General features: G+C 37.8%; 9 protein-coding genes. 6 read left to right on the forward strand and 3 right to left on the reverse strand.

What is annotated here, in order from left to right; genetic code table 11:
* Positions 1-4: 4 nt before the first annotated feature.
* A complete protein-coding gene (gene ravA / locus OO7_RS01850; protein ID WP_008914261.1) occupies positions 5-1,516 on the reverse strand; it encodes an ATPase RavA in 1,512 nt (503 codons plus the stop codon).
* Positions 1,517-1,796: 280 nt separating this feature from the next.
* Here ravA and rbsD point away from each other — a divergent pair, with 280 nt between their 5' ends.
* From rbsD to rbsR, 6 genes are all read left to right on the forward strand, one after another.
* Complete coding sequence (gene rbsD / locus OO7_RS01855; protein WP_008914262.1) at positions 1,797-2,216, forward strand: D-ribose pyranase; 420 nt, start codon at positions 1,797-1,799, stop codon at positions 2,214-2,216.
* Between the two features lie 7 nt (positions 2,217-2,223).
* Positions 2,224-3,738, forward strand: a complete 1,515-nt coding sequence (gene rbsA, locus OO7_RS01860; protein ID WP_008914263.1) for a ribose ABC transporter ATP-binding protein RbsA — start codon at positions 2,224-2,226, stop codon at positions 3,736-3,738.
* Positions 3,735-4,697: a ribose ABC transporter permease gene (rbsC, locus tag OO7_RS01865; RefSeq protein ID WP_008914264.1), complete on the forward strand. Its 963-nt coding sequence runs from the start codon at positions 3,735-3,737 to the stop codon at positions 4,695-4,697. The genes rbsA and rbsC overlap by 4 nt, the downstream gene beginning before the upstream one ends.
* Before the next feature lie 35 nt (positions 4,698-4,732).
* Positions 4,733-5,623 carry a ribose ABC transporter substrate-binding protein RbsB gene (gene rbsB / locus OO7_RS01870; protein ID WP_008914265.1) on the forward strand — a complete coding sequence of 297 codons (891 nt, stop codon included), beginning with the start codon at positions 4,733-4,735 and terminating at the stop codon, positions 5,621-5,623.
* 77 nt (positions 5,624-5,700) lie between these two features.
* Positions 5,701-6,630 carry a ribokinase gene (rbsK, locus tag OO7_RS01875; protein ID WP_008914266.1) on the forward strand — a complete coding sequence of 310 codons (930 nt, stop codon included), beginning with the start codon at positions 5,701-5,703 and terminating at the stop codon, positions 6,628-6,630.
* A 3-nt stretch (positions 6,631-6,633) separates the two neighbouring features.
* A complete protein-coding gene (gene rbsR, locus OO7_RS01880) occupies positions 6,634-7,635 on the forward strand; it encodes a ribose operon transcriptional repressor RbsR (protein WP_008914267.1) in 1,002 nt (333 codons plus the stop codon).
* On the opposite strand, the gene mdtD is transcribed toward rbsR, so the two are convergent.
* A complete protein-coding gene (mdtD, locus tag OO7_RS01885) occupies positions 7,632-9,032 on the reverse strand; it encodes a multidrug transporter subunit MdtD (RefSeq protein WP_008914268.1) in 1,401 nt (466 codons plus the stop codon). The genes rbsR and mdtD overlap by 4 nt on opposite strands.
* A 48-nt stretch (positions 9,033-9,080) precedes the next feature.
* Positions 9,081-9,779: a FadR/GntR family transcriptional regulator gene (locus OO7_RS01890; protein ID WP_008914269.1), complete on the reverse strand. Its 699-nt coding sequence runs from the start codon at positions 9,777-9,779 to the stop codon at positions 9,081-9,083.
* Positions 9,780-10,189: the final 410 nt, after the last annotated feature.

Here is a 10,189-nt window from a genome sequence, read left to right on the forward strand (position 1 = left end):
ATTATTATCCCGCTTTGCCTGTCATTTGATTACGTAATTGCGTAAGCCTTTCTGTTAATTTGATAAAGCTAGATTCGATATCTGCAAGCCAATTTGTTTCTATAAATAGATTTGGTTGCTGTTTTTCAAATTGGTAACGGGCAGATTGTATCTCACTTTGTATTTTATCAAGCTTATCAATCCATTCTGTATTATCTATGTTACCTACAGTTGTCACTTGCTCTTGTAAATAAAGCGTTGAAGTTTGATGGCTAACATCAAGTAATTGTATTTGATTTAAATTATTAACTTCCGCAGCAATATTTTGGGCAAAGCCTATTCCATTAAGATGGGCAGAAAGCGTATCACCTTTAGTCAAAAATTGGGCAAGTGATTTTTTATCCATTGTGATGAAAGTGACTTTTATATCATGCAACTGCAATGGTTTATGTAAAAACAGTGTCAGCCGTCCTTCTTGAATAGAGTCTGGAAGTGTATAAGATGGTCGACGAACAAACATCGTACTGTTTTTATTCACTTTAAATGCATTTTGGTTGTGGTGTTCTTGCGTTGATGTTGTCCAATTTTGGTAGAGCAGTTCCATTTCACGTGATAATTTTCTTTGTTGCCAGCCATCTTCTTCTAAAATTGTTTTTATCATACGCGGCAAAGCATTCATAGAATCCATGTCGTGCCATAAGCAGTCTTTTAATAAAACAATATCGAGAGGAGAAATAGCACTACGACCATTAAAAAAGGCGCTCGCTTGCAGTAAATAAACGGCTTTTTTCCAACGTCTATCAGAGACATAAATATGTTTATCTGTAGCATCAATTTGTTGGCGTAATTGATAAATCAACTCAAAACAGTGATCGGGCAGCAATATTTTAGGGATCTGTTGTTGCCACTCCTCATATTCTTCATTACTGATTTTTAAATGTTCTGGTACTAATGATTCCTCATTAGGTGATTTATTGGTGAGTAATGCTCGAAAATTTTGTTTTTCATGAACTTTATCTAGCCAAATTCTTACTAGCATTCGGTCAAAAAGTGCTTCAAGGCTATTATCTGCATCAGGAAGTTCATTTGATGCTGTGACTAATAAACGCATAGGAATGAGACTTTCATCATCACCATTACGGAATTTACGCTCATTAATTGCTGTCAGTAGCGTATTTAAAATTGCAGGACCCGCTTTCCAAATTTCATCAAGGAAAACCACTTCTGCATCAGGTAGATATCCTTTCGTTAATCTTTGATAGCGCCCTTCATCTTTTAAAGCTTGAATGGATAATGGGCCAAAAATTTCTTCGGGTGTGGAAAAACGCGTCATTAAATATTCAAATGCATTTGCTTGATGAAATACATACTTCATGCGGCGAGCAATTAGGCTTTTTGCTATACCAGGAGGTCCCAATAGGAAAACACTTTCGCCACTAAGAGTTGCAAGTAAACACAAACGGATCGCTTGTTGACGTTCATATAAGCCATTTTCTAGGTAGTTGCTTAGTTGTGCAATGCGTTCTGCTAACTGCATATGCTTTCCTTTATTATTTAGGGTCAATCCACTAAGTTATCTATTGAATGATTAATTTTGCAACGAATTTTAATTTTTTTCTGTGATACTTATTAATAACTAATAAAACCGATTCAGCAATAATATTATCAAGGCTCCCCAGTTTTTTGTCTGTTTTCTAAACAACGAAACGTTTCGATAATGATCACAAATCTCACCTAACAATATTGAGTTGTTGGTTTTCTTATCTATGATTATTTTTAGCGAAACGTTTCGCTAGCAAGATAACGGTAGGAAAATAATGAAAAAAGGTGTTTTGCTAAATTCTAATATTTCATCGGTAATCGCAAAATTAGGACATACTGACCATATCACCCTTGCTGATGCTGGGTTGCCTATTCCGTCACAAGTTGAGCGTATTGATTTAGCTGTGACACAAGGATTACCTGATTTCATGTCCGTTCTTAGCGTGATAACACAAGAAATGCAGGTTGAAAAAGCAATTTTGGCGGAAGAGATAAATACCATTAATCCTGAAATGAAAAATAGGATATTGGCCCATTTAGATTTATTAGCTCAAATGCAAGGAAAACCGATTGATGTGGAGTTTTGTGATCATGAAAATCTAAAAAAAATAACTCATGACAGCAAAGCGGTCATTAGAACTGGGGAATGTTCACCTTTTGCTAACGTGATCCTCTGCTCCGGTGTGACTTTCTGAGGTGTATATGCAACCTTTACTGGAACTTATCGGCATTGATAAATCTTTTCCCGGAGTTAAAGCATTAAGTGGTGCTGCATTAAATGTTTATCCCGGAAAAGTGATGGCACTTGTTGGGGAAAATGGTGCCGGCAAATCAACAATGATGAAAGTCCTTACTGGTATCTATAATAAAGATGCTGGTGCTATTCGCTATTTAGGGAATGAAGTCAGCTTCCAAGGACCGAAATATTCACAAGAAGCTGGAATAGGGATTATTCATCAAGAATTAAACTTAATTCCGGAACTCACCATTGCTGAAAATATTTTTCTTGGTCGTGAATTTGTCAATAAGTTTGGCAAAATTGACTGGAAAACCATGTTTAGTGAATCTGATAAATTACTAAAACGCCTAAATCTTAATTATGACAGCCGCCAATTGATTTGCCATTTGTCTATTGGTGAGCAGCAAATGGTTGAAATAGCAAAAGTCCTAAGCTTTGAATCCAAAGTAATTATCATGGATGAGCCGACAGATGCTTTAACGGATACTGAAACAGCATCTTTATTTAAAGTCATCAAAGAGTTGAAATCTCAAGGTTGTGGCATTGTCTATATTTCCCATCGTTTAAAAGAGATCTTTGAAATTTGTGATGATGTGACAGTTTTTCGCGATGGACAATTTATAGGTGAAAAAGCGGTTAACGAACTTGAAGAAGATACATTAATTGAAATGATGGTTGGCCGTAAATTAGAAGATCAATATCCACGTATTCAAATTCCTACAGGTGATATCCGCCTACAAATCGACAATATTTCAGGTCCTGGTGTTGATAATGCGAGTTTTTCATTACATTCAGGCGAAATTCTCGGTATATCAGGCTTAATGGGGTCTGGCCGAACCGAATTGATGAAAATTATCTACGGTGCTGCTTTGAAAAAATCGGGTGAAATCAGAATTGAAGGAAAAAGCATTAACTTAAAAACCCCACAAGATGGATTAAATAACGGAATTGTTTACATATCAGAAGACAGAAAACGTGATGGATTAATTTTAGGTATGTCCGTGAAAGAAAACATGTCCTTAACGGCACTACGGTATTTTAGCCAAGCGGGTGGGATGCTTAAGCATAAAGAAGAGCAGCAAACTGTGGGTGATTTTATTCGATTATTCAATATTAAAACACCTTCTATGGATCAAATCATAGGTCATTTGTCTGGGGGGAATCAGCAAAAAGTTGCGATAGCGCGCGGATTAATGACAAGACCTAAGATATTGATTTTAGATGAACCAACTCGTGGCGTGGATGTTGGCGCTAAAAAAGAGATCTATCAGTTAATTAATCAATTTAAAAAAGAAGGTCTTAGCATCATTCTGGTTTCATCTGAAATGCCTGAGGTCATGGGGATGAGTGACAGAATTCTTGTGATGCATGAAGGCCATATTAGTGGTGAATTTTCAGCTAAAGAGGCAACACAAGAAGCGCTTATGGCCGCCGCAGTAGGCAAAAATTACAGCTCAGTTCAGGAGTTATCAGCATGAGTTCAAATACGGCAACATCAAAACGCTGGTTTAGTAAAGAGTGGTTAATGGAGCAAAAATCATTAATTGCTCTACTTATTTTAATTGCAATTGTCTCGTCATTAAGCCCTAACTTTTTCACAATTAATAATTTATTCAATATATTACAACAAACTTCAGTCAACGCAATTATGGCTGTTGGCATGACTTTAGTGATCCTGACTTCGGGGATTGATTTATCTGTAGGTTCATTATTGGCTTTAACTGGTGCTGTTGCTGCATCTATGGTTGGGGCTGATGTTAATGCTTTTGTCGCGGTTGGCGGCGCATTAGCACTTGGTGCTGCAATTGGTGCATGTACAGGGGTGATTGTCTCAAAAGGGAAAGTCCAAGCCTTTATTGCCACTCTAGTCATGATGTTATTACTGCGTGGTGTTACCCGCGTCTATACTGACGGTAGCCCTATTAATACAGGTTTTAGTGATAATGCGGATGTGTTTGGTTGGTTTGGTATCGGTCGCCCACTAGGTATGCCAACACCTGTTTGGCTAATGATTATTGTCTTTATTGCCGCATGGTATTTACTGCACCACACTCGCTTAGGTCGTTATATTTATGCTTTAGGCGGAAATGAGGCTGCCACGCGTTTATCTGGCATCAATGTTGATCGTATTAAAATAATTGTTTATGCCTTGTGTGGCTTATTAGCCGCACTAGCGAGTGTGATTGAAGTTGCTCGACTTTCCTCTGCACAACCAATGGCAGGTAATGGGTATGAATTAGATGCCATTGCAGCTGTTGTTCTTGGTGGAACAAGTTTGGCTGGGGGAAAAGGCCGAATTGTTGGTACTTTGATTGGGGCACTGATCTTAGGCTTTTTAAATAATGGATTAAACTTATTAGGAATATCATCAAATTATCAGATGATTGTGAAGGCTGTCGTTATTTTATTAGCTGTTCTTGTTGATAATAAAAAGTAATTTCTCTACTACCCTACAACTGCAGGAAAATGATAATGAAAATGAAAAAACTCGCCACCTTGTTATCTGCGGTAGCATTAAGTGCAACAGTTAGCATGAATGCAATGGCAAAAGATAGTATTGCACTTGTCATTTCGACATTGAATAATCCATTCTTTGTCACAATGAAAGATAGCGCGCAAAAAGAAGCAGATAAACTCGGTTATGAATTAATAGTATTAGATTCTCAAGATAATCCCGCAAAAGAGTTAGCCAACGTACAGGATTTGACTGTTCGTGGAACAAAATTAATGCTGATTAACCCAACTGATTCAGATGCGGTTGGAAATGCGATTATAATGGCAAACCAAGCAAAGATTCCGGTCATTACGCTAGATCGTGCAGCAAATAAAGGTGAAGTCATTAGCCATGTTGCCTCGGATAACCGTATGGGCGGTAAAATGGCTGCGGATTACATTGCAGAAAAAATAGGAAATGATGCTAAAGTTATTCAATTAGAAGGCATTTCAGGAACTTCAGCTGCCCGTGAACGCGGTGAAGGCTTTAATGCTGGGGCAAAAGAGCATAAATTTAATATATTAGCTAGCCAACCCGCTGATTTTGATAGAACAAAAGGTTTGAACGTGATGCAAAATTTGTTAACTGCACATCCAACCGTTCAAGCTGTATTCGCACAAAATGATGAAATGGCATTAGGTGCATTAAGAGCTTTACAAACTGCTGGGCGTGATGACGTATTAGTTGTTGGTTTTGATGGAACCAATGATGGTATTAAAGCAGTTGAAGGTGGCAAATTGGGTGCGACTATAGCGCAACGCCCTGACCAAATAGGTATTGTTGGAATAGAAATTGCCGATAAAGTGTTAAAAGGTGAAAAAGTTGAAGCAACTGTTCCCGTTGAATTAGAACTGGTTGTCAAAAAATAAAAAATATTTAACCGCTGTTAATTATGGCAGCGGTTTATTCTATTTGCAGAGCCAAAAAGCAAAAGGAAATAGAGATGATGGAACCCGCCAAACTCGTCGTTTTAGGCAGCATTAATGCTGATCATATTCTTAATATTGCACAATTCCCACTTCCCGGAGAAACCGTTAGGGGTAATCATTATCAGGTTGCGTTTGGAGGAAAAGGGGCAAATCAAGCTGTTGCAGCTGGGCGCAGTGGTGCAGATATTACATTTATTGCTTGTGTTGGCGATGATGATCTCGGGCTGAATATTAAAAAGCAGCTTCAACACGATAAAATTCAAATTGATTGCATTGATACCATCCAAAATGAAACAACGGGTGTTGCGCTAATTTTTGTAAACCAACAAGGTGAAAATGTTATCGGTATTCATGCTGGAGCAAATGCATGTTTAACTAAAGATAAAGTCACTACTTATCAGCAAAAAATTATGCAAGCAGATGCAATCTTAATGCAGCTGGAATCCCCTATTGAAACTGTTCAATTAGCGGCTGAGATTGCAAAGAAAAATAATACTAAAGTGATCCTCAATCCTGCACCTGCTCAGACACTTTCAGATAATCTTTTATCTTTGATAGATATTATTACACCCAATGAAACTGAGGCTGAATATTTAACAGGAATTGCGGTAAAAGATGATCAAGGTGCCGAGGCCGCAGCTCAAGCCTTACATGATAAAGGGATCAGTAAGGTCATTATCACATTAGGTGCTAGAGGTGTTTGGTTTAGTGAAAAGGGTAAAAAAGGCCAAATTATTGCTGGATTTAAGGTTGAAGCTATCGATACTATTGCCGCAGGAGATACCTTTAACGGCGCTTATGTAACAGCTTTACTTGAAGGAAAAAATGATACTGAAGCAATTATTTTTGCACATGCCGCTGCTGCTATTGCCGTAACGCGAGCAGGTGCGCAACCTTCAGTTCCATGGCGTAGTGAAATCGATACATTTTTAACTCAACAGGAATAATGTGTGGCAACAATGAAAGATGTTGCACGCCTTGCTGGTGTGTCTACATCCACAGTTTCTCATGTGATTAATCAAAATCGTTACGTTAGCGAAAGTGTGACGTTACGAGTAAAAAATGCCATTTTACAGCTAAATTATGCACCTTCTGCTGTAGCTAGAAGTTTAAAAATAAATCGAACTAATACGATAGGGATGTTGTTAACAGCAAGTAATAACCCTTTTTATGCGGAGGTTGTTCGGGGCGTTGAGCGCAGTTGTTATGAACGAGGCTATAGCTTAATTTTATGTAATACCGAAGGCGACCTTCAACGTATGAACCATAGTTTAGAGACGTTATTACAAAAACGTGTCGATGGTTTATTGATTATGTGCACAGAAGTTCAAGGACCGTCAAAAGAAGTCCTTTCCCGTTACCCAGCCGTTCCTACTGTAATGATGGATTGGTCTCCTTTTGATTCAGCGGGTGATATCATTCAAGATAATTCGTTTCTTGGTGGTGAAATAGCGGCTCGTTATTTAATAGAGGCAGGTTTTAAACATATTGCTTGTATTTCTGGACCGCAAGATAAGTCGCCAGCTCGAGCGCGTTTTTTAGGGTTCATGTCAGCCATGAAAGAAGCCGATGTAAATATTCCTGATGAATATATTATTTTTAGTGATTTTGAGTTTGCGGGTGGCTTTAACTCAATGAACCAATTGTTAGAATTAAAAAATCCGCCACAAGCTATCTTTGCAGGAAATGATGCAATGGCAGTTGGCGCTTATCAGGCCATTTTTCGCAAAGGGTTAAATGTACCGAATGATATTTCTATCATCGGATATGATGATATTGATTTATCATCCTATATGATCCCACCTTTAACTACTATTCATCAGCCTAAAGATGAGCTTGGCAAATTAGCGGTAGATCAATTAATTTTTAGGATGGATAACCCAGAAGCTGATATTAATGTTTTAGTTTTGACGCCCAAGCTGATTGAGCGCCAATCTGTTAAACGATATTAGCCATTATCTTGGGATTTATTCTTTATTAGGTTTTGACCATCTGTTTTGCCTAATAATAAGAATACAAAAGCGGATACCAGTGTGATTGCGCCGACTGTAATAAAAGTATAGTGGAAATTATCAACAGTGTTGCCATCTGTCCATCCACTGTAAAAATTCAGTATTGATGCGCTGACTGCAATACCAAAACTTATTGATAATTGTTGTGTCACAGCTAGCATGCTATTTCCTGAACTTGCATTATTATCTGTTAAATCGGCTAAGCAAATGGTGTTCATTGCTGTAAATTGGGTCGACATAAACATGCCGAGAACAAATAACGGAATGATAAGTAAATAGATAGACATACTTGGTGTTTGAAGGGCGAACTGAGCTATCATAAAACCAATAATCAGTGTGACAACAAAAAGCGTTGTTCTATAACCATATTTGGTCAGAACTCGAGTTACAGAAGATTTAGCCAGGATTGACCCTACTGCCATTGGTGCCATCATCATACCTGAAACTACAGCTTCATAACCAAAACCTACTTGTAGCATTAATGGCATTAAAAAGGGAATACTACCTGTCCCTAAACGGGTCGCGAGATTACCGCTAATTCCTATGCTAAATGTACGTGTTTTAAATAAATTGAGTGGAATAATGGCATGCCGGATATGTTTCGCATGAAAAATATAGAGTATTAAACAGAGAAAGCCGCCTAAAACAAGAGATGCAGGAATATAAGTTGATAGTGATTTATCCCCAAATAGATCAAGACTGACGGATAACATGACTAAGCCGAAACCAAATAGAATAAAGCCAAGCACATCAAACTTACGTTTTGGCATTTTAAAGTCAGGCATATATTTCAGCGCATACAAAATACCTAATATCCCTATAGGGATATTGATGATAAATATCCAATGCCATGTTACATAAGTCACGAGAATACCACCAAGGAGAGGGCCTAAAATGGGGCCGACTAATCCTGGAATGGTGACAAAATTAAGTATGGGCAATAATTCACTTCTTGGGTATGCACGTAAGAGAGCAAGACGCGCTACCGGCATCATCATTGCGCCACCAATCCCTTGGATCACGCGTGATGTCACCAAAAAGGTGAGTGAAGGAGATAATGCACAAAGTAGAGAGCCTAGTGAAAATAAGGATACAGCTAGGATAAAAATACGGCGAGTACCAAATCTATCCGCAAACCAGCCACTAACCGGTATAAGAAGAGCAACTGTCAATGTATAGCTGATAATTGCTGATTGCATTGCTAGTGGAGAATGATGAAGACTTTTGGCTATATCAGGCAAAGCAGTATTCAATATCGTTGCATCAAGTGCTTGCATAAAAAAAGCCATCGCGGCTATCCATGGCAAACCTGACATACTTTTCGCTGTTTTTAACATCGGTAACCTATCAATAAAAAGTTAAAACCAAAACGGGTCAATCTCGTACTAAATTTGTTTTTCTGTAATGGTGAGTAATTTATAACAGAGTTCAAAAGCTTTAGCGCTATCATCTTTTATTATTGAATCAACTAGCTGGCGGTGAAGATCAACTTCAATAACCTCATTTTCAGTAATTGCATCGAAATAGCGTTCATAAACAGAATGAAATAAATTAGCAAAAGAGATTAAAAATGGATTTGCACAGGCTTCATATATAGCTAAATGAAATCGATGATCGACTTGTATCCATTGTTGTCTATCAAATTGCTCAGCTAATAGTTTCATTTCATTAGCTAATAATAAGAGCTGATTTTTTTGTTCATGAGTTGCATGTATTGCGGCAAGATAACAGGCTTGTGGCTCAATTGCTAAGCGCATAACATGGAAATGTTTGATGACAGTGGCTTGGTCATCACTATTTATCCACCACTTGAGAAGATCTTGGTCGAGATAATTCCAGTGAGAAGATGGCATGACTCGAGTGCCAATTCTTGGTCGAGCTAATAACATCCCTTTAGCAACTAAAATTTTAATGGCTTCTCTTATTGCAGTACGACTTGCTTGGAATTTTTCTGAAAGTTCAGCTTCACTAGGTAAAATTGAACTAGGAGTATAGGCTCCTGTTAATATCAATTGCCCAAGTTCTTCCGCAATAAGATAAGACAAGTTCTTTTGCGAAGCGGTTTGCTGCTTACGAAATTCCATAAATAAGTCCTAGCGTATAATAATAAGTAATTATATTACGTGAGTAAGTTGATAATTGCTGCAGGAATAATCAAATTCACCCAGCATTAAGTCGAATTATCACCATAATGATGAAAAATAAAGCAAACGGAAAAAAAATGAAAAATAAGGGTTGCCAGAATTTTTTAGCTCCCTATAATGCGCATCCGTTGTCACGATAAACCGCTTCGGTGGTCAGGGTTGAAAAAAAAACCACCGTGATGACAGAGGTGAAAAAGAAAGAAAAAAGTTGAAAATAATCGCTTGACTTTCTTAAAGAAAAAAGTAATATACACCACCTCGCGACAAGGACCTAAACGGTCAAAAATCGAAAGATAGTCGCAACGCTCTTTAACAATTTATCAGACAATCTGTGTGGGCACTCACAAGAC

The organism is Providencia sneebia DSM 19967 (assembly GCF_000314895.2).
Taxonomy (GTDB): Bacteria; Pseudomonadota; Gammaproteobacteria; order Enterobacterales; family Enterobacteriaceae; genus Providencia; species Providencia sneebia.

Bases quoted from the DNA above. Each gene is read 5' to 3' on its own strand.
- ravA (WP_008914261.1), bottom strand. From the start codon at position 1,516: ATGCAGTTAGCAGAACGCATTGCACAACTAAGCAACTACCTAGAAAAT.
- rbsD (WP_008914262.1), top strand. From the start codon at position 1,797: ATGAAAAAAGGTGTTTTGCTAAATTCTAATATTTCATCGGTAATCGCA.
- rbsA (WP_008914263.1), top strand. From the start codon at position 2,224: ATGCAACCTTTACTGGAACTTATCGGCATTGATAAATCTTTTCCCGGA.
- rbsC (WP_008914264.1), top strand. From the start codon at position 3,735: ATGAGTTCAAATACGGCAACATCAAAACGCTGGTTTAGTAAAGAGTGG.
- rbsB (WP_008914265.1), top strand. From the start codon at position 4,733: ATGAAAATGAAAAAACTCGCCACCTTGTTATCTGCGGTAGCATTAAGT.
- rbsK (WP_008914266.1), top strand. From the start codon at position 5,701: ATGGAACCCGCCAAACTCGTCGTTTTAGGCAGCATTAATGCTGATCAT.
- mdtD (WP_008914268.1), bottom strand. From the start codon at position 9,032: ATGTTAAAAACAGCGAAAAGTATGTCAGGTTTGCCATGGATAGCCGCG.
- OO7_RS01890 (WP_008914269.1), bottom strand. From the start codon at position 9,779: ATGGAATTTCGTAAGCAGCAAACCGCTTCGCAAAAGAACTTGTCTTAT.